The 22,247-nt window shown below is 73.0% G+C and carries 21 protein-coding genes; 11 read left to right on the top strand and 10 right to left on the bottom strand.

All coding sequences use genetic code 11. The annotated features are described in order from the left end of the window. Window positions 1–5: 5 nt before the first annotated feature. The 3 genes from AC07A6_RS09760 to AC07A6_RS09750 form a co-directional block, all read right to left on the bottom strand. Window positions 6–623 (bottom strand): nucleoside/nucleotide kinase family protein, encoded by a 618-nt coding sequence (locus tag AC07A6_RS09760; RefSeq protein ID WP_478776716.1) that lies wholly within the window; start codon window positions 621–623, stop codon window positions 6–8. A 31-nt stretch (window positions 624–654) separates the two neighbouring features. Beyond that, the gene (locus AC07A6_RS09755) at window positions 655–1,977 is read right to left on the bottom strand and encodes a UDP-glucose dehydrogenase family protein (protein ID WP_478776782.1); all 1,323 of its coding nucleotides are present in this window, start codon (window positions 1,975–1,977) and stop codon (window positions 655–657) included. 87 nt (window positions 1,978–2,064) lie between these two features. Then, window positions 2,065–2,352 carry a hypothetical protein gene (locus AC07A6_RS09750; protein ID WP_478776715.1) on the bottom strand — a complete coding sequence of 96 codons (288 nt, stop codon included), beginning with the start codon at window positions 2,350–2,352 and terminating at the stop codon, window positions 2,065–2,067. Window positions 2,353–2,472: 120 nt separating this feature from the next. On the opposite strand from AC07A6_RS09750, the gene AC07A6_RS09745 reads away from it, so the two are divergent. From AC07A6_RS09745 to AC07A6_RS09705, 9 genes are all read left to right on the top strand, one after another. Next, entirely contained in the window at window positions 2,473–3,726 is a 1,254-nt protein-coding gene (locus AC07A6_RS09745; protein WP_478776714.1) for a helix-turn-helix transcriptional regulator, read from the top strand. A gap of 136 nt (window positions 3,727–3,862) precedes the next feature. Continuing rightward, window positions 3,863–4,276, top strand: coding sequence for a recombinase family protein (locus AC07A6_RS09740; protein WP_478776713.1), 414 nt, complete (start codon window positions 3,863–3,865; stop codon window positions 4,274–4,276). A 162-nt stretch (window positions 4,277–4,438) separates the two neighbouring features. Beyond that, window positions 4,439–4,651, top strand: a complete 213-nt coding sequence (locus AC07A6_RS09735) for a hypothetical protein (RefSeq protein ID WP_362457409.1) — start codon at window positions 4,439–4,441, stop codon at window positions 4,649–4,651. Window positions 4,652–5,213: 562 nt separating this feature from the next. After that, window positions 5,214–6,458, top strand: coding sequence for a TfuA-like protein (locus tag AC07A6_RS09730; RefSeq protein WP_478776712.1), 1,245 nt, complete (start codon window positions 5,214–5,216; stop codon window positions 6,456–6,458). Window positions 6,459–6,462: 4 nt separating this feature from the next. Beyond that, window positions 6,463–7,593 carry a YcaO-like family protein gene (locus AC07A6_RS09725; RefSeq protein ID WP_478776711.1) on the top strand — a complete coding sequence of 377 codons (1,131 nt, stop codon included), beginning with the start codon at window positions 6,463–6,465 and terminating at the stop codon, window positions 7,591–7,593. After that, window positions 7,590–8,435: a class I SAM-dependent methyltransferase gene (locus AC07A6_RS09720; RefSeq protein ID WP_478776710.1), complete on the top strand. Its 846-nt coding sequence runs from the start codon at window positions 7,590–7,592 to the stop codon at window positions 8,433–8,435. Before AC07A6_RS09725 ends, AC07A6_RS09720 begins: the two co-directional genes overlap by 4 nt. Next, on the top strand, window positions 8,432–9,442 hold the full coding sequence (locus AC07A6_RS09715) for an NAD(P)H-dependent glycerol-3-phosphate dehydrogenase (protein ID WP_478776709.1): 1,011 nt from the start codon (window positions 8,432–8,434) through the stop codon (window positions 9,440–9,442). Before AC07A6_RS09720 ends, AC07A6_RS09715 begins: the two co-directional genes overlap by 4 nt. Window positions 9,443–9,517: 75 nt before the next feature. Continuing rightward, window positions 9,518–9,874, top strand: a complete 357-nt coding sequence (locus AC07A6_RS09710; protein ID WP_362457394.1) for a hypothetical protein — start codon at window positions 9,518–9,520, stop codon at window positions 9,872–9,874. Further along, entirely contained in the window at window positions 9,861–10,721 is an 861-nt protein-coding gene (locus AC07A6_RS09705; RefSeq protein ID WP_478776708.1) for a hypothetical protein, read from the top strand. The genes AC07A6_RS09710 and AC07A6_RS09705 overlap by 14 nt, the downstream gene beginning before the upstream one ends. Before the next feature lie 304 nt (window positions 10,722–11,025). Here the strand turns inward: AC07A6_RS09705 and AC07A6_RS09700 are convergent, their stop codons facing one another. From AC07A6_RS09700 to AC07A6_RS09675, 6 genes are all read right to left on the bottom strand, one after another. Continuing rightward, on the bottom strand, window positions 11,026–13,602 hold the full coding sequence (locus AC07A6_RS09700) for an acyl-CoA reductase (RefSeq protein WP_478776707.1): 2,577 nt from the start codon (window positions 13,600–13,602) through the stop codon (window positions 11,026–11,028). A gap of 2 nt (window positions 13,603–13,604) precedes the next feature. Then, window positions 13,605–14,765 (bottom strand): LuxE/PaaK family acyltransferase, encoded by a 1,161-nt coding sequence (locus AC07A6_RS09695; protein WP_478776706.1) that lies wholly within the window; start codon window positions 14,763–14,765, stop codon window positions 13,605–13,607. Further along, the gene (locus tag AC07A6_RS09690) at window positions 14,762–15,907 is read right to left on the bottom strand and encodes a GNAT family N-acetyltransferase (protein ID WP_478776705.1); all 1,146 of its coding nucleotides are present in this window, start codon (window positions 15,905–15,907) and stop codon (window positions 14,762–14,764) included. Before AC07A6_RS09690 ends, AC07A6_RS09695 begins: the two co-directional genes overlap by 4 nt. Window positions 15,908–15,912: 5 nt before the next feature. Then, entirely contained in the window at window positions 15,913–17,316 is a 1,404-nt protein-coding gene (locus tag AC07A6_RS09685; protein WP_478776704.1) for an MFS transporter, read from the bottom strand. After that, window positions 17,313–18,578 (bottom strand): phenylacetate--CoA ligase family protein, encoded by a 1,266-nt coding sequence (locus tag AC07A6_RS09680; RefSeq protein WP_362457379.1) that lies wholly within the window; start codon window positions 18,576–18,578, stop codon window positions 17,313–17,315. Before AC07A6_RS09680 ends, AC07A6_RS09685 begins: the two co-directional genes overlap by 4 nt. A gap of 241 nt (window positions 18,579–18,819) precedes the next feature. Continuing rightward, window positions 18,820–19,752: an AraC family transcriptional regulator gene (locus tag AC07A6_RS09675; RefSeq protein WP_478776703.1), complete on the bottom strand. Its 933-nt coding sequence runs from the start codon at window positions 19,750–19,752 to the stop codon at window positions 18,820–18,822. A 123-nt stretch (window positions 19,753–19,875) separates the two neighbouring features. On the opposite strand from AC07A6_RS09675, the gene AC07A6_RS09670 reads away from it, so the two are divergent. Both AC07A6_RS09670 and AC07A6_RS09665 read left to right on the top strand, forming a co-directional pair. Then, the gene (locus AC07A6_RS09670; RefSeq protein ID WP_362457376.1) at window positions 19,876–20,559 is read left to right on the top strand and encodes an NAD(P)H oxidoreductase; all 684 of its coding nucleotides are present in this window, start codon (window positions 19,876–19,878) and stop codon (window positions 20,557–20,559) included. A gap of 96 nt (window positions 20,560–20,655) precedes the next feature. Next, window positions 20,656–21,882 (top strand): HEAT repeat domain-containing protein, encoded by a 1,227-nt coding sequence (locus tag AC07A6_RS09665; protein ID WP_478776702.1) that lies wholly within the window; start codon window positions 20,656–20,658, stop codon window positions 21,880–21,882. On the opposite strand, the gene AC07A6_RS09660 is transcribed toward AC07A6_RS09665, so the two are convergent. Next, complete coding sequence (locus AC07A6_RS09660) at window positions 21,868–22,146, bottom strand: hypothetical protein (protein WP_478776701.1); 279 nt, start codon at window positions 22,144–22,146, stop codon at window positions 21,868–21,870. The two genes, AC07A6_RS09665 and AC07A6_RS09660, sit on opposite strands and share 15 nt — an antisense overlap. Between the last annotated feature and the right edge of the window lie 101 nt (window positions 22,147–22,247).

Genomic DNA, 22,247 nt, shown 5'->3' with positions numbered 1-22,247 from the left:
CCACCTCACCCGGGGTCGACGACGAGGTCGGCGCGGTGGCGGCCGCGGGCGACCAGCGCGGCGTTGGCCTCGTCCGACCGCGCCACCCACGCGCGCGCCCGCGCCGGGTCCTTGCCGTGGCGCACGTGCCGGCCGACGAGCCGGTCCACCCGCACGGCGTCGTCCGGGGCGAGGTACCAGGCCTCGTCCAGGAGGGCCCGTACCGGCGCCCAGCCCTCCGCGTCGTGCAGCAGGTAGTTCCCCTCGGTGATCACCAGCGGTACGGCCGGCCCGACGGGGATGCTGCCGGCGACGGGCTCCTCCAGCGAGCGGTCGAAGGCGGGCGCGTACACCACGCCCTCCCCGGGGGAGCGCAGCCGGCGCAGCAGGCAGACGTAGCCGGCCGCGTCGAAGGTGTCCGGGGCCCCCTTGCGGCCGGCCCGCCCCAGCCGGTCCAGCTCGGCCTGCGCGAGGTGGAACCCGTCCATCGGCACCACCATGGCCCGCTCCGGCCCGAGCGCCGCGGCGACCAGCCCCGCCAGCGTCGACTTCCCGGCCCCCGGCGGCCCGGCGACCCCGAGGATCCGCCGCCCGCCCCTGGCGGCCAGCGCACCGGCCCTCATGACAAGCTCCGTCGTCTGCACGCCCCCATCCTGCCCCGCGGGGCGGCCCGTTCTACTGGCCGGGGCGTCCGAGCTGGTGGACGCTCCAGCCGGCCGCGCGCCAGGCCTCGGGGTCGAGGGTGGTGCGGCAGTCGACGATCAGGGGGTCGGCGGGGCGGCCCACGAGGGCGTGGGGGCTGGCCTGCTGGTACTCGGGCCATTCGGTGGCCAGGACGACGAGGTCGGCGCCGTCCAGGGATGCGGGCAGGTCGTCGGCGTAGTCGAGTTCCGGGTTGCGGATCACGGCGGTGGCCACGGCCTGCGGGTCGTGGACGGTGACGGTGGCGCCGGCCTGCTGGAGGGCGTGTGCGAGGGCCAGGGCCGGGGATTCGCGGACGTCGTTCGTGCCCGGCTTGAACGCCGCACCCCACACCGTGACCCGAGCGCCCTTGACGGGGCGGTGGGTCAGGGCACGGGTGATCAGGTCCATGGCGACGTCGGTTCGGTTCTCGTTGATCTTCTCGGCGGCGCGCAGGAGTTCGGCGGCCCGGGTGGCGCCGAGCTGGCGGGCGGAGGCGGTGAAGGCGCGGACGTCCTTGGGAAGGCAGCCGCCGCCGTAGCCGATGCCGGGCCGCATGCCGCCGCTGCCGATGCGGGGGTCGATGCCGAGGATGTCGACGATCTGCGAGATGTCGCCGCCGGCGGCCTCGCACATGTCGGCGACGGCGTTGATGTAGGAGATCTTCAGGCCGAGGAAGGTGTTCGCCGCGCCCTTGGCGAGTTCGGCGGTCTGGGGGTCGGTGACGAAGAGGGGGACCCCGGCGTCCAGGATGGGGGCGTAGACCGTGCGGATCGCCTTTTCCGCCGAGGTGGTGGTCAGGCCGGCGATGAGGCGGTCCGGGCGCAGGGTGTCCTGCACCGCGTGGCCCTCGCGGAGGAACTCCGGGTTCCACACGACGTCCACCGCGTTGCCCGCCGGGGCCAGGCGCTGGGCGAGGGTGGTGACCTGGGCGGTGGTGCCGACCGTGACCGTGGACTTCCCGACGATCGTGCAGGCCGCGGTGAGGTGGGGGGCGAGCTGGCGGATCGCGCCGTAGACCTGGCCGGTGTCGTAGGAGCGGCCGTCGGCGTCGATGGGGGTGCCGACGCCGATGAAGTGGAGCTCCGCGAAGCCGGCGGCCTCGCGGATGTCGGTGGTGAACCGCAGGCGGCCGCCTGCGGTGTGGGCGGCCAGGAGCTCCGGGAGGCCGGTCTCGTAGATGGGACAGTCGCCGGCGTTGAGCCGGTCGACCTTGGCCTGGTCGACGTCCACACCGATGACTTCGTGGCCGAGTTCGGCCATCGCGGCCGCGTGCGGGATGCCGAGGTGCCCGCAGCCGATCACTGAAACGCGTATTCCTTGACTCTCATCCGGGGAGGGGCCCTGAGGAGCGGGGCCGGGGAGCAGGCACCAGAGGCTAGCGCCGTTCCCCGGCCCCGGAGTTCACGAGTTGTCGGCGCTGGGGTTCAGCAGCCGCTCCAGCTCGCCGATCGCGGTGGCAGCCGTCTGGCGTACGACGACGTCACCGGTCTGCGGTGCCTCCAGCGGGTAGGCGAACCAGGAACCGTCCGGACGGGGGAACCCCTCCGGGTCGACGAGGAACACCTTGAGCCCGGCCGCGCGGGCCCGCTTGGCCACCCAGCGCCGGTCGGCGTGGAGCCCGATCACGACCAGGGCCTTCGCGTCGGGGTGGAAGGAGACCGGCGGGATCCGCTGGTCGTAGCGGCGCATGAACTGCTCCTCGAACCCGGCGCGGGCGCCGAGCGCGGGAGAGGCTCATTTTCGTTCCCCTACACCGGTTCCCGGCCATACGCTGTGGAGATCGCTGTGGTCCAGAACGGAGCCTCGCCCATGCCCTCGTGGTCCTCGTACAGCACCGGCGAACGCATCAAAATCCTTCGGGGGAAGCGAATCTCCCAGGAGCAGCTCGCCGCCATGACCGGTCTTGCGCCGGCCACCATCCAAGCCGCCGAGCAGGACCGGCGACTTACCCTCCAGACCCTCATGAAAATCTCTGCGGCCCTCGGAGCGGACATCTCCGTCATTGAAGGCCAGCAGCCGCCCCGCCGCGCGATGGACGCGGACGACAGGATGATGATCCGCGCCCTTTCGGCAGCGGTCCACGACACGGCCGCCGGGATCCTGCCGAACGCCGCCGAACCCGCCACCCTCGAAGACCTCCGTCAGGCAACCGAGCGGTGCTGGGCGCTGTACTGGGACGGCCTCTACACGGAAGCCGGCGCCACGGTGACGCCGCTCTTGGTCGCTGCTGCGGCAACCCTGAGAGACCGGCCCGTTGACCAGCAGAGCGTCACGTGGGGCGCTGTCTCGGACGCGTACCGGATCGCTGCCTACGTGGCCAACCTGGTCGGCGTCCGTGACCTCGCGTACGCCGCGATCGGCCATGCCCGCGCGGCAGCGGAGAAGGGCCCGGACGGCCTCAGGTCGGCGCTGGTGGACTCCGGTCGGGCATGGGTTTACCTGCGTGACGCCCGGCTGGAGGATGCGGCGCGGCTGGCCGAGAAGGCTGCGGTGGACATCGAGCCGCGGTTTTCCAGCGCGACTCCAGAGGAGCTGGCAGTGTACGGCAGCCACGTGAACTTCGCTGCGGTAGTCGCCTCTCGTGCAGGAAACAAGGAGCGCGCGGGCGACTTCCTCTCCCAGTCCACCGCAACGGGGGCCCGCATGGGGGCCGAGCACCGTGCTCACGGCACGCTATTCGGCCCTGTCACCGCGATGACTCAGGCGGTGGACATCAACGTCGCGATGGGTCAGTCCGGCAAGGCACTGACTCTGATCGGCTCCATCACCGAGGGCGAGGAGGGGCATACCGCCCAGCTCAGCCAGGCCGCCCGGAACCGGTACTCCATGGCCAAGGCGATGGCCCAGGCCGACGCGAAGATGTGGGACGCGTCCCTCACGACGCTGGAGGACGCGCTCAGGGCTGCCCCGGAGTGGGCCCGCCACCAGACCTTGCCCGGTGTGATCGCGGAGAAGGTCGGGCGCCATTCGACGGCGCGCCTGGCCAGGGTTTCGAGGTTGATCGGCATCCGGCCACCTGTGGACGCCGGGTTCGCGGCGGCTGACCGCCGAACCGCCCTGTAATCCAGCGAACCGTACGGCCACACCCGGTCAGAGTTTCAACAGTCCTACGTCCCGTACGAGTTGGACGCAGCCATGTCGCGCAAGTCGTACGGGACGATTCTGTTGCTGACCGCCCGTCGGCGAGACCCTTTTGGGCATGAACCGAAGTCCTCAGACCCGCGAGCGGCGCCGGAACATCGCGGACGGCGCCCTCGGCCTCACCTGCGTCAGTGTGGCCGTATACGCCAACCTCACCAGCGCCTCCGAGCCATCCCCCTACAGGGTCCTCGACGCGCTCCGCCGGTACGCCGAAGCCAGCGACTGGACGGTGCGGCCCGACGCCGTCCTCTACGACATGGTCTCCGCCACCACACCACGTGAGAAGCGCTCGGCCTGGCCGGCCCTCGCCCAGCTCATCGAGGACCGGCAGGTGTCCGGGCTCATTGTCCCCGCCATCTCCCACCTGGCCTCCGGCGCGGCTGCGCAAAACAGTTGGCGGAACTGGCAGGATCGAAACGGCATCTTCGTCGTGGTCCTTCCGGACGTCCTGACGGCAAGGACCGACTCGTGACGGGGCGCGAGACTCGGGACGTGCTGTGCCTCGATATCCCTAACGGACCCGGACCCGGACCCGGACCCGGGCTCGCCGAGGTTCCGCAGCCCAGCGCCGACCTTCTCGCACGTGCGCTGGCTGGCTGGCAGCGTTTCCTCCTCACCACTCGGGAGGCGTCCGATGAGTGAGTGCTACGAGTACGTGCCGCACCGCCTGCTGCGCAAGCGCGTCCGCGACATCGCGTCCGGTGTGGAAGGCGAACTGATGGCGGTAATCAACGAGAACGTCTCCGACACCGGGATCGAACGCTGGGTGGAGCTGGCCTACATCCGCGGGGGATCCGGCCGGGAGTTCACCACCGACGTCGGCAACGTCGAGCCGGCTGGCCGATGACCACCGCACACCGGTCATTCTCCGCCGAGACCCGCCCGGCCGGCTGAGCGAGGGCGCCGCGTTCGTCGACGAAGGCGGCCACAGCCACCGAGGCATCGTGCAGTTCACCGCAGAGGGGAAACCCGCCCCCGTCAACCTTCACTCCGTGCGTGATCTTTGCGTCCCCGAGAGCGGCGTCATGGAATGGATCGTCGCCGACCACCGCGCTCTCAGCAACGGTTGGCACAGGCTTCTCGCCCCGGCCAGGGGCGGGCAGGTGGGCTCCTGGCCCGCGGCACCACCGGATACGGGCAGTCGGCCCGCACCGTTGTAGATCGGCAAAGGAGAATCCCGTGGAGCAGTCCAAGTCCGGCATCGCCGCCGCCAGCACCTCGGCGTCGGTAGAGGGGACCGAGGAGATCACCGGGCCCGTAGTGATCGCCGTCGACGTCGAGGACGAGGAGTAGTCCTCTCTCGCGTTCGCGTCCCGACTCGGGTGTCCCTCCCTTCTCGTCGGTCCCGTTTGGGTCTGGGGGAGGGGCGCCCCTCGCGTTTGCCCCGCCTGGAGGTTGCAGTGATTCACGTGTACGTCGGGCCTACGCTGTCGGCATCCGAGCCCGTGCTCGCCGCGCCGGGCGTGCGGGTGCTGCCGCCGGCGCGGCACGGAGACCTGTTCGACACCGCGATCCGCTGTGGCGACACGGTGGTGCTCATCGACGGGGTGTACCACCAGGCGCCGGCGCTGAGACACAAGGAGCTCCTGGCCACGATGGGCCGGGGCGTCGACGTGATCGGGGCGGCGAGTATCGGCGCGCTACGGGCGGCCGAACTGGCGCCGTACGGGATGCTGGGCGTCGGCAACATCTACAACGCCTTCGTGCGCGGGGAGATCGACGGCGACGACGAGGTGGCAGTCGGGCAGGCACCGGACGGCGCGTGGGACGCGCTTACCTGGCCGTTGGTCAACGTCCGGCACACCCTGGGGCTTGCACGGTCGGCCGGCGTCCTCGACAGTGAGCGGGCCTGCGGGCTCCTGGCGGCTCTGCGCGCGGTCTACTACCCGCAGCGCACGTGGGCCGCGGTGCGGGCGGTGTGCCGCCGCCAAGGCGAGGCGGAGCTCGCTGCATGGCTGACCGAACAGCGTGAGCGAGATCGGCACTTCGGTGACCTCAAACGCACCGACGCGCTGATCGCCGTACGCACCGCGCTCGACGGCATCGCAGCGAAGAAGCGGGCCGTCATCGAGCCGCAGGTGTGGGAGACGGCCTACTTCCGCCGCTGGTCCAACGCCGCCGCACGCGAGTGTGTAGACGGCCAGGTGCTGTCCACCGAGGACCGCCTCGTCTACCAGCAGGTCTTCGACCCCGCGTTCCGCCAGAGATGGGCGGCCTATCTCGAACACCTCTCCTGGCATCCCGCCGACGGCGGGCCGGGGCTACCGCTGGCCGAGCGGCTGGCCCAGGTCACCGGCGGCGACCTACCCGCTGACCGCGTATTCCACCCCACGGTCGACCTGCGCGACGGGCAGACCGTGGCGCTGCTGCTGGCCGGCGAGAGTGCGCAGGACCGGCAGGCGGTCGCCCGGTACGCCGATGCCCTCGCCAGGGCTCGCCGTAGCCGGCCCGGATTCTCCATGGAGGCGGTGCGTGACGAGGTGACCCGCGAGCTCCTGTTGCGGGTGTGGCGGTGTCCGGAGCGGGAGCTCGACGCGCAGGCGTCCGCGCGTGGGCTGGTCGGCGGGGCGCGTGCTGTCCAGGCGGCCAAGCGGCTCGTGCCCGGGTTCCTTGAAGAGATCGAGAAGACGGAGGCGGCCCATGGCGGGGGTTGATGAGATGGTGGTGCTGCCGGGCACGGTTCGCGCCCGCACGCCGGAGGAGACGTGGGACGCGCTCGCCGGACGGCTGCCGCAGTTCGGGATTACCCGGGTCGCGGACCTGACCGGTCTGGACTGCATCGGGCTTCCGGTTTTCACGGCGATCCGGCCCGCATCACTGACCCTGAGCACCTCGCAGGGCAAGGGCGCTACACCCCTGCTGGCGAAGCTTTCGGCGGTGATGGAGGCGATCGAGCTGTGGCACGCTGAGCAGCCGCTGCCCGTTGACGCGTACGGCCCGGCTATCGAGGTCGCCCCCGACTGCCCCGTGGCCGCGCTGCCGATGACCGCCGCGTACCCAGACCAGGCGCTGGCCCGGATGGTGTGGGAGTGGGCGGCCGGTACCGGCCTGGTGAGCGGGGCGAGAGTGCTGCTGCCGGTCGACCTGGTCCGCCGCCGCGGGCACCGGCCCCAGTGGGCCCCGGAAGTGCTGCGCGCGACCAGCACCGGCCTGGCATGCGGCAACAGCCGCGACGAGGCGCTGCTGCACGGCTTGTTCGAGGTGGTGGAACGCGATGTGCTGTATCGGGACGGGCAGGCGGGCGGGCTGCGGCGCACACTGCTTGACCCACAGACGGTCGACGACCCGCACGGTCGGGACGTGATCGACCGGATAGCGGCAGCGGGCATGGCGCTGGAGGTCGCGCTGGTGGACGGCCCGTACAGCCTGCCGGTGTGCGTGGCTTACCTGTGGTCGGAGGACTATCCGGTCGTCTTCGCCGGCGGCGGCTGCCACAACCTTCCGGGGATCGCGCTGACCCGGGCGGTGACCGAGGCCGCCCAGTCCCGGCTGACCGCCATCGCCGGGACCCGGGATGACCTCCCCAGCGACCCGGGCAGCTTCGACACCCCACCCTTTCACCCGCCGCAGACCGCGGGGCTCGCGCCATGGCCGGAGACGACGGCCCGCTTTACTCCGGCCCGCGGCGGCTTCGCCGACCAGGTCCGAACCGTGGCCCGGCAGCTCGCGTACGTCACCGGACATGAACCGGCGGCCCTGGACCTGTCCGCCCCGAACGGCCCCGTCCACGCCGTACAGGTCGCCTGCCCCGGAACCCGCTCACGGATCAGAAGGTCGATGCCCCGATGAACACCACCACCAAGGCCATGAGGGCGGCCGAGTACGACGCCTTCCACACCGCCCGCGCCCGCACCGATCTGGTCGCCCGCCTGTACGCCGAAGCGATGGGCGAGGACTACCCGGCCGAGGTCGCCGCCTCCAGCTCCTGCGACTGGCCCTTACTGGGACTCCTGGCCGGGCGACTGCGGATGCGTCCGGGCCAGCTCCTCGTGGACGCCGGATGCGGCGCAGGAGGCATCGGCTTATGGCTGGCCCGCGCCCTCGCTGTCCGCCTGGATGCCTTCGACCTCTCGCCCGTCGCCATCGCCCAAGCCACTTCCCGCCGCGCCCACTTCCTCGGCCCGGCCGCCGACCGCGCCCTCTTCCGCGTCGCCGAGCTGGAGGACACGGGCCTACCGCCCAGCCACGCCCACGGCATCGTGTGCGTAGACGCCCTCGGACGCGCCATCGACAGGGACGCGGCGGTTCGCGAGCTCGGCCGTGTCCTTGCCCCGGGCGGTCGCCTGCTCCTGACCCGGTCGTTGCGGCTCGGCGCCAAACCGGCCTGGGAAGAACAGGCCCGTGCCGCCGGGCTCACTGTGGAGCACGTGGACGAGCGACTTGCTGAGCCCGCGGCGTGGGAACGGGTCTACAGGCTGTGGATCACCCACGCCGATCGGCTGCGGCGCGAGCTGGGTGAGGCCCCGGCCGAGAACATGCTCCGCGAGGCACACCAGGTGCTCCCCACCCTGCGCGGGCGACGGGCCGTCCTGCTGACCCTGCGGCGCCCCGCGGATGCCCGTGCGGCACCCGACACGGCCGATACGATGACCGGGCCCGGCCGCCACCTTGACGTAAGGACCCCGCAGTGAAGCAGCACCACGTCCGTGCGGCAGTGTTCTCGGCCGGGTCCTGGGGAACCGCCGTGGGCAAGATCATGGCGGACGCCGGCACCCGCGTGACCATGCACGCCCGCCGCGGTGAGATCGCCGACACGATCAATATGACGCACCGCAACCCCGGGTACTTTCCGGACATCGAGCTGCCCCACAACCTGACGGCCACCACGGACCCGGCCGCCGCGCTGAATGGCGCGGACTTCCTCGTGCTGTCCATCCCCGCGCAGTCCCTGCGGGCGAGCCTCGCCGCCTGGACCCCGTACATCGGCCCGGACACCGTCATCGTCTCGCTGATGAAGGGCATCGAGATCGGCTCCGGCTTGCGGGCGAGCCAGGTCATCACCGAGGTGACCGGCATCCCCGCCGACCGGGTCGCCGTGCTCTCCGGCCCCAACCTCGCCGGGGAGATCATGAACGGCCAGCCCGCCGCCGCCACCATCGCCTGTCCTGACGAGGACGTCGCCCACCGTGTCCAGCACGCCTGCCACACCGCATACTTCCGGCCCTACACCAGCACCGATGTGACCGGATGCGAGCTGGGGGGAGCGGTCAAGAACGTCATCGCCCTCGCCGTCGGCATCGCCTCCGGCATGGGCATGGGCCACAACGCGCAGGCCATGCTCATCACCCGCGGCCTGGCGGAGACCACCCGGCTCGCGACCGCCATGGGCGCCCACCCGGCTACCCTCGCGGGGCTTGCCGGCCTGGGCGACCTGGTGGCGACATGCTCCTCCCCGCTCTCCCGCAACCGCACCTTCGGCACCCACCTCGGTCATGGCCTGAGCGTCGAGCAGGCGACGGCCGCCACTCGCACGACCACCGAGGGCGTCAAGAGCGCCGAGGCGATCCTCGCCCTGGCCCACACCCACGACGTCGAGATGCCGATCACGGAAGTCATCTCCGCCCTGCTGCACGAGAAGGTCACCCTTGACCAGGCTGCGGCCGCGCTGATGCAGCGGCCCCCCAAGCCCGAGCGCTGACCTCCGCGGACCCCGGCCACCGGGCCTCCGCCACCACGCACCTTCACCCTCCCCTGACACGGAGGTCCCTCGCCCATGCACGGATCCGTGCTGTCCGCCGTCCAGATCGCCGTCACCTGCGCCCTGGTGGCGTGGATGATCACCGGCTTCACCCGCCTGCCCGGCCGCTGGCTGCGCTGGAAGATGTTCTGCCGGGCCACCTTCACGATCATCACGCTCGCCGGCACCACCAAGGACGGGCGCACCGAACCCGTCAACGTCTACGACTACCTCTCCCCGGGCAGCTTCATCCTCGGACCGCCCCAGCTCCAGACGATCATCAACCACCTCACCCGCAGTGGCCGCTACGACCGGATCGACGGCCAAGGCCGCCTGCTGTCCGTGCACGGCGAGCAGCCCCTGGAGGTGGCGGACAGCCGTGTGGTTCTTTGACGCCCTCACCTCCGGATTCCAGCAGCCCACCGACCCCGGACGACTCCAGTGGTTCCGGATCATCTTCGGCACCGTGTGCACCCTGCGCTTCGCGCTCGCCCTCGGCCAAGGCGGCTGGGACCGCTTCGCCGCAGGCTCCCTCAGTGCCCACCTTGCCGAACGGCGTCTCGGCCCGGCCCGCGCCGGGCTCCTGATCACCCTCTACCGGCCCGCGCTCGTCGTCCGTGCGGCCGGTGCCCTCACCCTGGCTTTCGGCCTTGCCCCGCGGCCGGCGCTCCTGTTGGTCCTGGCCGGCGCCGCCATGGAACTCCTCTACCTCAAGAGTCCCAATGCCATCCGCTACACCCTGCTGACCGGTACCTGTCTGCTGTTCGCCGGCAACCTGGGCCACGGCCTGCACATCGAGCACGGCCCCAGCACGGCGAACACCTGGGCACAGTGCCTCCTCGTGCTGATCACCACTGACATCTACTGGAACAGTGCCTGGCAAAAACTCCGCAGCCGGCAGTTTCGCAGCGGTCTCTACCTCGCCCAGTGGATCCACACCTACACCGAGGTCAAAGAGCGGCTCCCTCACCAGCGCTTCCAGTACGCCGTCCCCACCTTCGTCCGTCGCCATGCGGGCAACCTCACGACCCGGGACATCAGCCTCTGGCGCGCAGCCGCAGCCGTCGTCATCACAGCGGAGATCGTGCTGCCACCCTCCCTGCTCATCCCGCAGACGATGCCGTACGCCGTCGCCGCCGGCATCGGGATGCATGCGGCCTTCACCTGCCTCAAGCCACGTCAGCTCATCACGTTCTCCGGCCTTACCCTCGGCACCTACACTGCCTTCGCCGCTGCCTAGCGTGGTGCCGACTCCGCTGAGGGCCGCCCGTACCCGAGAGGCCGCCCCTGGCTCCACCAGGACACACCCGGATCCTCGCAGGCCCGCCGAACTGGCCATGAAGCACACCGATGACCCGTGGAGAGAGCATCTCGATCAAGACCGCCTGCAGCCCATGGAGTACCCGACGTGGCCAACGTTGATGGATGGCCTCGTCCTGCACGGCGGCCACGACACTCGGTTCGGCGAGAGTGCGTGCCGGGCGTCGCGGGGCTGCGGGCACCTCCCCCAGCGGTGGCTGGGGGAGGGACCTTGTGGACGCCCCCTAGCGGCGCGCGTCCACCACCGCGAGGAGTTTGCCGCTGGTCGGGCTGCGGTCCAGGGAGGGGCCGGCGACCGCCTCGACCACCAGGTCCAGCAGCTGCTCCGAGACCGCCGAGCGGAGCTCCGGGTAGCCGGCCAGGAAGACCTCGCGCAGCCGCTCCGGATCCGTCGCCGGAGCCTGCTCCACCCGTACGGTCAGCCGCTCGCGCACGTCCGTGCGGTCGAGCCTGATCTGCATCTCGCCCCGCAGGCCACCCTGTTCCCCGGCCAGGGCCAGGAAGCGGCGGTGGTTGAGGAAGTACGTCGCCACCCGCATCACGTCCCCCGTACGCCCCATCAGCTCGAAGCGCGGCGCGTGCCGCCCGCACGGGCAGCGGCCCGGGACCTCCCGGCCGAGGTCGCCTATCAGGTACCGGCCCAGCTGCTGGCCGCGCCGGGCGTGCGTGCTGAAGACCAGCCGGCCCGTCTCGCCCGGGGCCGCCGGCCGGTCCTCGGCCAGGTCCACGATCTCCATCGTGTGCAGGTCGGCGTGCAGGTGGTGGACGCCGCCGGAGCTCTCCGCGCACTGGTAGCCCAGCGGGCCGAGGTCGGTGCTGCCGTAGGTGATCGAGCGGATGACCTCGATGCCGAACTCGGCCTCCAGCGTGCGCCGCTGCTCCTCGGTGAAGTGCTCGCCGCCGTAGAAGACCTTGCGCAGGCCCCCGTACGCGCGCAGCACGTCCGCCTCCGCGTGCAGCAGCTGCCACAGGTAGGAGGGCATGCCGAAGAGGGTGTCGGCCTTGTGGTCGACGATCGCCCGCGCCGTCGCCCGGTGATCGGGGCCCGCCGCCAGGGGGAGCTGGACCCCGCCGAGCCGTTCGAGTACGGAGAAGAAGCTGATGAAGCTGCCGTACATGCCGCCGCAGTAGAAGAGGTTCGCGGTGCGGTCCCCGACCGGGTCGTAGCCGGCGGCGAGCAGGCCCCGGGCGGCGGCGTGCATCTGGGTGTCGTAGTCGTCGTAGCTGAACACCGACAGGGCGGGGGCGCCCGTGCTGCCGCCGCTGCGGAAGTACAGCTCGGCGTCGGCCCGGCCCAGCTCCCGGGCCGGCGCCTGCACGTCCTCCTTGCCCAGCAGCGGGCCCGCCGGCGGCGGCAGAACGACGGGCCGCGCCAGGTCGTCGAGGCAGGCGGTGGTGGCGAAGAGGGCCGGGTCGGCCTGGACCGCGACGCGGCGGCTGTAGCGCTGGAGGGCGTAGACCCCGTCGTGCGGCTCGCCCGCGTAGCTCTCCAGCATGGCGCCGACCGGCGTGACGCGGGTGACGCCCGCGGCCAGTGCCGTGCGGGACAGCTCGGCGATGTCGGACGGGCTGCCCGCGAGGCCCGCCGTCTGCAGGTAGCGGCGCATCGGGCGCAGGGTGGCGATCAGCCGCTCGCGGGGCAGCGGCTTGACCCACACGCTGCGGTGCAGCGGCGAGGCGGTGAGCGGCGACCGGGTGTCGGCCATGACCCGCCAGGAGCCGTCGGGCGCGGCGAACACCCGGGTCAGGCCGAGGTGTTCCTCCAGCCGGGCCACCAGCTCGGTGGTGGTCACCTCGGCGGCCTCGGCGGGATCCGGCTCGCCCGGGGCGGCGTCGGCCGCGGCCGGCGGGCGGGCCGCGAGGACCGCGGCGAGGCGCTCGGCGAACGCGAACACCTCCCCCTCGTCCTCGGTGTCGAGGTAGACCACCTGGGGGCTGGAACAGGCCTGCTGCTCGTGCAGGCACACGTCGTCCGCGAGGGCGTCGAGCGTGCCGGCGTCCGGCCAGGCGTCGGCCGTCAGGTACGCGAAGGAGATCCGGTGTCCCCACTCCACCAGCCGGCACCCGGCCGGCACGTGCGCCGCGACCCCTTCGACGGCGCCCTCCCCGCCCCAGACGGCGACGGCGTCCGCGGGCGCGCACATCAGGCGCAGCCAGTCCTGCCGGGAGGACGGGAAGCGCAGCACGATCACCCGCGCGGCCAGCGCGCCGGTGGGGTCGAGGGCAGCGAGCTCGGCCATCAGGTGCTGGGTGAAGAGGCCGTCGGCACTGCTGGTCTTGAGGACGTTGACGTTCCCGGCGAGCAGCCCCTCGACGATGCTCAGCGGCGCGACCGTCGCGGCGTTGCCGGGGGCGATGTGCGCTACCAGGCCGACGGGTGCCCACGCCTCGTAGACCGTCTCGCGCGGATCGGCCCGGTCCAGCCGGCCGGGGGTCGCGCTGCCCAGCTCGCGGCGCAGCTTGCGGGTCAGCTCCCGCCGGTCCAGCAGGCCGCCGAGCTCGGCCAGGACGGCCGGGTCCTCCCCGGCGGGCAGCTGAGCGGCGAGCCGGGCGCGCACCGGGTGGGCCGGGTCGCGCAGGGCGCCGGCGAGGGCGTCGCAGGCGGCCAGCACGGTCTCGGTCTCCAGTACCGCGGCCAGTGCGGCCCCGACGGCGGCCGGCAGGGCGGCCAGGCGCCGCCCGGCCTCCTCGTCGCCGATGAAGTCGCCCTGCCAGTAGTGGTGGTGGTGCGCGCTGTCGTCGCCGTGTCCGTGTCCGTGTCCGGCGTGCACCGTGGCGTTCTCGGTCGTGGTCTGCGTCATGGTCACGCCATGCCCTTCATCAGTTCCGCTGCGGCCACCGCGCAGCTGCGGTTGCGGCTCACCCCGGCACGGCCGTGGACGGTGAACCAGGGGGTCTCCAGCTCGCAGCCGCAGGCGTCGCCCGGCCGGAGGGAGGCGAGGTCGCCCATGACCACGCTCTGCGCCGGCACCGAGGTGATGTACGGGGACACGAGGTGCAGGTAGCCCCGCTCCCCGTACGGCAGCGGTTCGAGCGTGCGCGTGGAGCGGATCGTCACCCGGGACCACACGGGGGCGTGCAGCCGGTGGTGGTCGCACTCGATGTACGGGATGCAGTGCTCCACCGACCCGAAGGTGTCCCGGATCCGCTCGCCCGGGATGCCGAGCTGCTCGGTGACACGGGCGTACAGCTCCTCCTTCTCGATGCGCCGGTCGGAGTGCCCCTTCCAGCCGCCGCCGAGGACGACGAGGGAGCCCTCGGGCAGGCGCAGCGGGGGCAGCCCCATGGCCCGCATCCGCTCCAGGGTGAAGAAGAGGAAGGCCGGGAAGCCGAGGATGCGGACCGGGGCGTCCTCCCGCTCGAAGCGGCGCAGCGCGGCGATGCAGCCGAAGGGGTCGAACTCGTGGTCGCCGCCGGTGTTGCGCAGGGCGTACTCGACGCTGCGGGCCGGGGCGAAGTCGCACAGGTAGTTGTCGGTGAAGGCGGTCCCGAGGTTGAGGGAGGGAGCCGGTTCGTAGCTGTAGAGGAGGTAGTTGACGTCCTGGCCAGGGGTGATCCAGCCGTTGCGCTCGAAGATCCGGGCGACCATGCGCTGGGCGGAGCGGATGGTCCAGTGGTCGAAGAACATCTGCGACTTCTGGCCGGTGGTGCCGGAGGAGGTCAGGTGCAGTTCGACGTCCTCGCGCGGGACGGAGAGCACCTCGTGCCGCTTGAAGAAGTTCGCGTGGACGAGCGGCGTCCGGTACGGCGCCGCCGGGGGAGACGCCGGGGGAGTCGCCTCGTACAGGGAGCGGAAGAAGGGGGAGCGCTCGGCGTGCCAGGCGTTGGTCTCCGCCATGGCGGCGGCGAACAGCTCGTCCTCCGCGGGCCCGAAGGCGTACGGGTCGGTCAGGTCGCACAGCTGCTGCACGTGCGGCAGGAGGGCCGGGTCGGGTACGGCGACCGGCGCGAGATGGGGGTTCATGGGGCAACCTCGGGAGTGGTGGGCAGGTGCGTCGACGCCCAGGCCGACAGGTAGCAGTCCAGATAGGGCTGGAGGGGCGGTTCGACGGCGACGCCGCGGAAGTCGATGCGCTCGCCGGAGCGGGACAGGACGGCGTAGTCGTGGAAGCCGTCGCCGTCCGCGCGCATCGCCGGGTAGACGGCCCCGGCGACGAATCCCTCGGCCAGGAACGCCGAGAGGACCTCGTGGTGCGCGAGCGGCACCAGGGCCTCGACGTAGCCGGCGCCCGCGCGGGCCAGGGCCCGGGTGACGGGTTCGAGGCAGGCGGCCGCGGCGGCCGGGTCGGGGTGGGCGGTCAGCAGGGAGCAGTACCCTCCGGCGCGGTTGAGGTACGCGTAGACCTCGAACCGGCCGTCCTCGGGGGTGAGCAGCACGTTCGGGGTGTGCAGCGGGTAGAACCACCCCTCGGCGCCCGGGAACCGCTCGCGGAAGCGGCGTCGTACGAAGGCGGGCGCCTCGATCATCTCCAGCCGGTCGGAGGCGGCCCGCGGCACGCGCTCCGCCGCTGCCGGAACGCCCCGCACCCCGGGGTAGCCGATGCCCAGCGCGGCCTCGGCGGTGCGCAGCAACGGCAGGAGCGGGGCGGGCACTTCGGTGACGGGGATCCGGCGGTCCAGCACCCCGGCGGAGTGACGCGCGTAGAGTGCGAGGCTCTCGCGGCTGCGGAGATCCACCGCGTTGGGCAGGATGCCCAGCGGGCGGAAGCCGTTGCGCGCGACCACCCGCTGCGGGCCGGCGCTGACGGTGCGCACGGTCGCGTACACCGAGTCCAGCCGCCCCGTGTCCAGCATGCCCGCGCACAGGGCCCCGGTCAGGGCGGCGGCCAGACCGCCCGAGCGGTGCTCGGGGTGCACGGCGATGCCCTCCAGGCGGCCGATGCGGCTGCCGGCCTCGCCGTGGATGGCGGCGGACGCGGTCAGGGCCCCAGTGGCGGGGCAGCGGCCGACGAGCCACAGGGAGTACGGGTCCTCGATGAGCCGGGCCATCTCGGCCGGGTCGGTGCCGAGGGCCACGGGGTAGTGCGGTCCGTACACGGCGTAGTAGAGCTGGCGCAGTTCGGCGATGTCCGAGCGGGCGGCGGGGGTGATGAGGGGAGTGGTCACGGTGCTCACCGCCCACCTCCGGCGGGACTGGCCGCGGGGGACTTCAGCAGGGCCAGGGCGCAGGCCGCGGGGACCAGGCCGGCGCCCTGCACCAGGCACAGGGTCCGCGGGGAGAGGAAGTCGCCGGCGAAGCCGAACGCCAGGGACGCCACCGGCAGGGAGGCGCCCAGCACGGCCTGCATCACGGCGAAGAAGCCGGGCTTGTCGGCCGGCGGCACCAGCCGCTGGAACAGGGCCACGAAGCGGACGCTGACGGCCCCGGCGCACCAGCCGGCCACGGCCAGGCAGCCCGCGGCGACCGGCCGGTGCGCGAACAGCCCCGGCAGCGCGAGGGCGAGGGCCATCAGGCCCAGGCACCAGGCGCCGGCGACCGTGGGACGCCCCGGTACGCGGGCGCCGGTGAAGGCGCCGGCCAGCGCGCCGGTGCCCAGGGAGGCCTCCAGCAGGGCCACGGTGCCGCCGCCGCCCGCGAGGACCGAGCGGGTGTAGAGGGGGATGACGACGAACACGGCGGCGGTGAACAGGTTCGCCGCGGTGAAGCAGACCAGGATCCGCCGTACGTACGGGAGTTCCCCGAGGATGCCGCGCAGCGTGCGCCGCCGCCGGGACGGGTCCGGCGCGTCGGCTCCGGCGTCCGGCGCGGCGGTGCGGAAGCGGGCGGCGGTGACGAGGAGGGCGGCGCCGAGGTAGGCGGCCGCACAGCCGGCGGCCAGCCCGGCCACGCCGGCCCGGTCGACGGTCAGGGCGCCGAGCAGCGCCCCGCCGAGGCCGGCCAGGGACTGGGTGGACAGCTCGAAGCCGGTGGCGGTCTCGATGTCGGCGTCGTCGACGAGTTCGGGCACCGAGGTGGTCAGGCAGGGGTCGAAGAACGCCTGGCAGGTCGCCAGGGCGAGACCGGCGGCGTACACGGCGGCGAGCGGCGGGCCGTCGGCGTACGCCCACAGCGCCAGGGCGCCGGAGGAGGTCCCGGCGAGGGCGGCGGCGGTCCGCAGCACCGAGCGGTGCGCGAAGCGGGCGACCGCCGCGGCCACCACGGGCGCCAGTGCCACGGCGGGCAGGGTGCAGGCGGCCATGAACAGCCCGGAGGCGAGCCCCCCGGCGTCCTGCACGGCGTGGGCGACGATCCACCAGGACACGCCGACCTGGAACATCCGTACGGCGGCCTGGGTGAGGACCTGGCCGAGCCACACGGCACCGAAGGCGCGGTTGCGCAGGACCAGCGGAAGGCGCCGCGGGCCGGCCCCGGTCGCGGTCTCCGTCACGGTCGCGGTCTCCGTCACGGTCCCGGTGACGGTCTCCGTCCTGGTCTCCGTCACGGTCCCGGTCGCGGCCCCCGTCTCGGTCACGGTCGCGGTCTCCGTCCCGGTCACGGTCCCGGTCTCCGTCACGGGCTGGGCGGTGGCGGTCATGCGGTCGGCCTCTCGTCGAGGACCCGGACGAGCTTGCCCGAGCGCGGGTTGACGGCGAGGTCGCGGTGGCGCACCCACTCCACGGACAGCGGGTGCACGAACCCGGCGCGCACGCTGTCCGGATACAGCGGCCGGACGTTCTCCAACTCCGCGACGACGGCCCCGGCCAGCTCCTCCCGGCCGTGCCGCTCCCCGGGGGCGGCCGCCAGCCGCAGGACCAGCCCGTCGCGGCCGTCCCAGCGGCGGACGACGAGCTGCATGCCGACCACGTCCCCCGCGGTGTCCGCCGCGGCGACGGCGTCCTGGGCGTCCTGGGTGTAGAGGGAGACGGGGCCCACCCGTACGCCCTCCTCGGCGCGGCCGAGTATCCGGAAGTGGCCGGGCCCGGTGCCGGTCCACTCGGCCCGGTCGCCCGCGGGGTAGCGGATGATCGGCATGAGGCGGCGGAACAGGCTGGTGACGACGACCCGGCCGGGCCGGCCCGGTTCGGTGACGGGCTCGCCGGTGGAGTCGTCGAGGATCTCGACGACCGAGTACGGCGTGAACGCGCGGTGCACCCGGGCGTCGGGGCCGGGCACGGGGCGGCCGAGCAGGCCCGCGTCGACGCTCGCGTACCCGACGGAACGGGCCTCGGCGCCGGGGAACGCGGTGGCCAGCAGGCGCCGCTGGTCGTCGAAGAGCGCCTCGCCGCCGAAGAGGAGCAACTCCACCGAGTCGAGCCGGACACCGGACGACACGACCTGCTCGGCGAGGCGGCACAGCGTGGTCGGCGTCCCGGCCAGGACCTGCGCGGAGAGGTCGCGCAGGGTGGGGATCGTGGACTCCGGCGGCGCGCCGCCGCCGATGGGCAGGCGGACGTTGTCCACGGGCGCGTGGGCGAGCGAGTCGAGGACGAAGAGGAAGCTGGCGTACAGCTCTCCGGCGTAGAAGAGGTCGGCGACGCGGTGTCCCGGGCGCAGACCCGCGTCCACGAGTCCCTGGCCGAAGGCGGTGACGAACGTGCGCCACTCGTCACGCGTGTAGACGGAGAACTTGGGGGACCCGGTGGTGCCGCCGGTCTTGTAGACCGTGGCCTCGCCGAGCGGGCCGGTCAGGACGCGGCTGCCGGGCAGGGTGTTGGCCGCCCAGAACTCCTGCTGGTCGACCACCGGCAGGTCGGTGAGGCGGTCGACGCCGGGCGGCAGGGACGCGTAGAGCTCCTGGTAGAAGGGCGAGTTGTGACGGGCGAAACGTATGAGGTCCGAGAGCTGCTGGGCGGACATGTGCCTTTGCCTAGGTGACGGGAGCGGGAAGGGAGCCACGGCCCACGGCGGGGTGCGGTGGGCGTGGTGGGCGCGGTGGGCGCGAGAACGGGGGACCCCCCGGCGCCCCGTCTCCTCACTGCGCGTCAGAACATGACGCGCAGTCACGATGATGAAACATCAGTGCAGCTGTCACCAAATTGAGCAAGGATTTCCGGCCAGCACGGCCATATCCATAAAAATTTCAAGCAACTGCCGGAACTCAAGCCGCCGCGGCGGCCCGGAACGTGCGCGGGCTCAGACCCCGGTGGCGCTTGAACGCGGCACTGAAGCCGAAGGCGTCGGCGTAGCCGACCGCCCTTCCGATCTGGGCGATGCTGAGGTCGGTGTCGGCCAGGAGCGCCTCGGCCTCGTCCATGCGGCAGGCGGTGAGGTAGGCGAGGGGCGGGCTTCCCATCAGCAGGGTGAACCGCTTGGCGAACAGCGCCCGGGAGACGCCGGCCCGCGTGGCCAGCGACGCCACCGTCCACGCCTCGGCCGGCCGGTCGTGGAAGGCCTGCAGGGCGGGGCCCAGGACCGGGTCGGCGAGGCCCCGGTACCAGCTGGGCGCGTCGGCGCCGGCCCGGTCGAACCAGTTGCGCAACGTGCACACCAGGGCCCAGTCGAGGAGCCGGTCCATCAGCGCCTGCGAACCGGCCGAGAGCTGCGCGGCGTCGGCGGCGGCCGTCTCCAGCCAGGCGCAGACCTCGGCGTCCTCCTTCACCACCAGGACGGGCGGCAGGGCCCGCAGCAGCCGCTCGTGCCGGTGGCCCGAGGCGCGGTAGGCGCCCACGATCAGCGCGGTCGCCTCCTGCGAATCCGCCCCCCAGCGGATGCCGCCGAGTTCCTCGCCGTCGCACTCGGCGCGCGGGCCGAAGCAGGCGATCTCGTACGCGGCCCGGTCGCCGGGGGCGCCGCCGGGACCGTCCGCGAGGTGGAACGGCGCGGAACCGTTCACGATGGCCGTGTCACCCGCGCCGACCGCCCGCTCGGTGCCGTCGGGCAGCAGCAGCGTGCCGCCGCCGCGCAGCACGCTGATCATCGTGAGCGGCGCGCCGTCGGCGAAGCGGATGGTCCAGGGCGCCGTCAGTACGGCGTGGCTGACGACCGAGCCCTCGGCCCGGATGCCATTCAGCAGAGAACTCAGAGGGTCCACGCAGCGCAGCGTAGACGATCTCCTATGTTCCGGAGCGTTTCTCCCATGGATCATCCACATCCCCGCGGCTGTACTGGACGTGTCCGAACGGAACACCCCCGCACCGAAGTTCAGGAGAACACCGTGACGCAGCAGCACGGCGGCGACGCCAGGACGGCCCTCGTGGTCGTCGCCCACCACCGCACCGACTCCCTCACCGCGCACACGGCCCGCCGGGCCGCCGAACGGCTCGAAGCCGCCGGGTACCGCATCGACCTGCTCGACCTGCACGCCGAGGGGTTCGACCCCCGGATGAACGTCTCGGACCAGCCGGACTGGGGCGACAGGGAGAAGGCGTACTCGGAAGAGACGCACGCCCACATGCGGCGCATCCTCGACGCCGACGTCGTCGTCGCCGTCTTCCCGGTGTACTGGCAGCACGTGCCCGCGATCCTCAAGGGCTGGATCGACCGCGTGTGGAACTACGGCTTCGCCTACGGCCGCAGCAAGCCCCGCCTCGCCGGCAAGCGCATGCTGTGGCTGGGCCTGGCCGGCGCCACCTCCGACGACCCCGTGGTGGACGGCATGCGGACCCTCCTCGAAACCAACCTGAGCGAGGGCATCGCCTACTACTGCGGCTTCTCCCGCTCCACCGTCGGCCTGCTCACCGACGCGGAGGAGCGCGCGCAGCGCTTCGACGCCGACGGCACCCTGCTGGTCGGCGAAGCGGTCGCGGGCGCCGAGCGGGAGGCCCAGTACGCCGACCTCGACCGGCGCGCCGGGGAGATCGTGGAACGGTTCGCCGCCGAGGAACTCGTGACGGCCTGAGCCTTCCCGATTCCCGCCGCGGCGCCGATGATGCGGGGCCGGCGTCGGCGCCGGCGGGGCGGGGGTGGTGCTGCGATGGAGTCCGGGCGGGAACCCGTGGATCTCGTGGACGCGGTCCGGCGGGGCGACGCGGAGGCCGTGCGCGCGCTGCTGGAGGCGGGAGCGGATCCGGACGCGCTCACCGGCGACGGCCTGCCCGTCCTGTGCCTGGCGGTCCGCGCCTACGACACCGCCGTCGCGGCCGCGCTGGCCGGCGGCGGCGCGGACCCGCACCGCGCCCTGCCGGACGGTACGACGCCCCTCGCGCGGGCCGTCGCCGGCGGCTCGCCGGCGATGACCAGGGCCCTGCTCGGGCAGCACCCGCCGCGGCTCCCCGGAGCCGGGCGGGAGCGGCTGCTCGCCTCGGCCCGGCACTGGCACCGCCGGGGCGCGGAGGAGGGCCTGCGCGCCGGGACGGCGGAGTACGGCCCCGTGCACGAGCGGTACGTCGCCGACGGCGACGGCGACGACGATGGCAAGGACGGGTACGTGGCCCAGCTGACGCTCGGCGGCCACACGGTCCGTGCCGGGCACGGCGCGGTCCTCACGGAGCTGGAGCGCGCCTTCGGCGTTCCGACGCCCGTGGGCGAACTGGCCGACAGGGCACTGGAGTACGGCGACGACTGGGGCCACGTCGCCTGGCGGTCCGCCGTGTCGGCCGTCGCCGTCCGCCGCGACCCGCAGACGTTCCTGGCGGTCACCGCCCTCCGCCGCGACCCGGACCCGCTCCGCCGCGAGTTCGTCCTCACCGTCTTCGACGCCTACCGGGCGCAGTTCGGCCGGAACATCCGGTCCCGGCAGATCGCCTTCAGCGGGGAGACGGCGGACGTCCTCGCCGCCTGGGCCACGGACGGCGACGCGGAACCCCACCTCCTGGCCTGGGTCCTCTCCTCCCTGGGCAACTTCAGTCACCCGGAACTGGAAGCCGTGGGACTGCGGCACGCAGCCCACCCGAGCCCGGACGTCCGGGCCGAGGTCCCCGACCTCGTCTTCGACTGGGCCGCCTGGCGCGTTCCCTCGGCCGCGGCCATGGACGCCCTGCTGCGCCTCGCCGCGGACGAGGACCCGCGCGTGCGCCGCAGGGCCGGCACCGCACTGACCGTCGGCGACGACGGCAGCGGCGCGTTCACCGACGCCCTCGTCGCCCTGCTCCACGACCCCGACCCGGAAGTCCGCGAAGACGTGGCGTCCGGCCTCACAACCCTCGGCGGCGCCCCCCGCACCCCGGCGGTGACCGCCGCCCTCGCGGCCCTACGGGACGGGACCGCTTCACCCGACGGCTGACGGCCCGGACATCGCGATGAGCTGGACGTCCAGCGCGTCCGCCTGGGCGTCCAGGACGTCCGCGACCGCGCGCAGGGTGGCCCCGTCCAGGGGAAGCGGGGCCGGCCGGTCGTCCGGCCGGGGGGCCTCGTCGGCGCCCGCCTGTAAGGCGAACGCCCGCGCCAGGTCGCGGAGCAGCGCGGTGACGTCCTGTGCCGCCATGTACAGCTGCCCGTCCGTGCCCCGCCGTACGAGGGTCTCCGCGTCCGTGTGCCGCCCGCCCATCCGCCCTCTCCCCACTGAGATCACGCCCCGCGAGGCGGTGTGTTCCCCGTCCGGTCCCATCCTGCTCCTGGCGGCGCCCTCGGCGAAGGGGTTCGGCGGGC

Source organism: Streptomyces sp. NPDC044002, assembly GCF_056434525.1.
This window is presented reverse-complemented; position numbering and strand designations above follow the sequence as displayed.

Bases quoted from the DNA above. Each gene is read 5' to 3' on its own strand.
- AC07A6_RS09750 (WP_478776715.1), bottom strand. From the start codon at position 2,352: ATGCGCCGCTACGACCAGCGGATCCCGCCGGTCTCCTTCCACCCCGAC.
- AC07A6_RS09745 (WP_478776714.1), top strand. From the start codon at position 2,473: ATGCCCTCGTGGTCCTCGTACAGCACCGGCGAACGCATCAAAATCCTT.
- AC07A6_RS09740 (WP_478776713.1), top strand. From the start codon at position 3,863: ATGAACCGAAGTCCTCAGACCCGCGAGCGGCGCCGGAACATCGCGGAC.
- AC07A6_RS09735 (WP_362457409.1), top strand. From the start codon at position 4,439: ATGAGTGAGTGCTACGAGTACGTGCCGCACCGCCTGCTGCGCAAGCGC.
- AC07A6_RS09725 (WP_478776711.1), top strand. From the start codon at position 6,463: ATGGTGGTGCTGCCGGGCACGGTTCGCGCCCGCACGCCGGAGGAGACG.
- AC07A6_RS09720 (WP_478776710.1), top strand. From the start codon at position 7,590: ATGAACACCACCACCAAGGCCATGAGGGCGGCCGAGTACGACGCCTTC.
- AC07A6_RS09710 (WP_362457394.1), top strand. From the start codon at position 9,518: ATGCACGGATCCGTGCTGTCCGCCGTCCAGATCGCCGTCACCTGCGCC.
- AC07A6_RS09700 (WP_478776707.1), bottom strand. From the start codon at position 13,602: ATGACGCAGACCACGACCGAGAACGCCACGGTGCACGCCGGACACGGA.
- AC07A6_RS09695 (WP_478776706.1), bottom strand. From the start codon at position 14,765: ATGAACCCCCATCTCGCGCCGGTCGCCGTACCCGACCCGGCCCTCCTG.
- AC07A6_RS09685 (WP_478776704.1), bottom strand. From the start codon at position 17,316: ATGACCGCCACCGCCCAGCCCGTGACGGAGACCGGGACCGTGACCGGG.
- AC07A6_RS09680 (WP_362457379.1), bottom strand. From the start codon at position 18,578: ATGTCCGCCCAGCAGCTCTCGGACCTCATACGTTTCGCCCGTCACAAC.
- AC07A6_RS09660 (WP_478776701.1), bottom strand. From the start codon at position 22,146: ATGGGCGGGCGGCACACGGACGCGGAGACCCTCGTACGGCGGGGCACG.